A 1105-nucleotide genomic window follows, 5' to 3' on the forward strand; every position below is an offset into this window, starting at 1 on the left:
GGTCCCGGCACCCGGAACGGGCGGTCTACCTGAAGATCACCGACGAGCCCTACCCCCGGCTGTCACGGGTCCGAGCGGCCCGTGACGAGGGTATCTACCTCGGCCCGTTCACCAGCAGCGCCGCGGCGGACCTCGCCGCGGCCGCGATCCACGAGGCGATCCCGTTACGCCAGTGCACCACCCGACTGTCACCGCGGCGGCCCACCGCCGCGTGCGCGCTGGCGGACCTCGGTCGCTGCGGGGCACCCTGTGACGGACGGGAGAGCCCGCAGGAGTACGCGCGACACGTGGCAGCGGCCAGGGCGGCCATCACCACCGACCCCCGGGTGGTCGTCGACGTCGCGCGGGCGCGCATCGCCGGCCTCGCCGCCGAGCAGCGCTACGAGGACGCGGCGGTCGTCCGTGACCGGCTGCTGGCATTCCTGCACGGGGCGCAGCGGCTCCAACGCCTGTCAGCGCTGAACACCGTGGCCGAGATGACGGCCGCGGCACCCACCCCCGAGGGCGGTTGGGACATCGCTGTGATCCGCCACGGTCGGCTCGCCGGGGCGACCAGCACACCGGCGCACACCGATCCGTGGCCCTGGGTGACGGCAGTACGCGCCAGTGCCGAGACCGTACGCCCAGGGCCGGGGCCCACGCCCTGCGCGAGCGCCGAGGAGACCGAGCTGATCCACCGCTGGCTGACCGCCGCGGGCGTGCGCCTGGTCAGCCTGGACGGCCAGTGGGCCTCACCCGTGGCCGCGGCCGCCAGGGACATCTCCCTTCTTCACCGGCCGCAGGACCCGGCCGGCGCACCTGAATGATCGACGTCCGCCGGCGCTGCTACCGCGCGAGCCGACCGAGCAAGGCGCTTGCCGCCATGATCGCCCCGACGGCGGAACCGACGAGGACGGCGAAGTCGAGCAGCAGGTGGGCATGCGTACCGATCAGCAGACCGCGCAGCGCGTCGACCAGATAGCTCAACGGGTTGAGGTAACTGACCACCCGTACCCAGGCCGGCATGATGTCGACCGGATAGAGGGCGTTGCTGGCGAAGAACATCGGCATCATGATCGCCTGACCGATTCCCATCAGCCGGTCACGGGAAAGCACCAGTCCCGCG

Annotated in this window: 1 protein-coding gene and 1 pseudogene; one reads left to right on the forward strand and one right to left on the reverse strand. The window is 72.3% G+C overall.

Annotation, left to right across the window (positions count from 1 at the left end):
• A pseudogene (locus DD1DGNOD_RS19210) lies at positions 1–806 on the forward strand (DEDD exonuclease domain-containing protein); the annotation flags it as partial.
• 19 nt (positions 807–825) lie between these two features.
• Here DD1DGNOD_RS19210 and DD1DGNOD_RS19215 read toward each other — a convergent pair.
• Positions 826–1105: ABC transporter permease (locus DD1DGNOD_RS19215; RefSeq protein WP_165036890.1), on the reverse strand; the 280-nt coding region annotated here is incomplete at its 5' end.

It is taken from the genome of Candidatus Protofrankia californiensis, assembly GCF_900634765.1.
Taxonomy (GTDB): Bacteria; Actinomycetota; Actinomycetes; order Frankiales; family Frankiaceae; genus Protofrankia; species Protofrankia californiensis.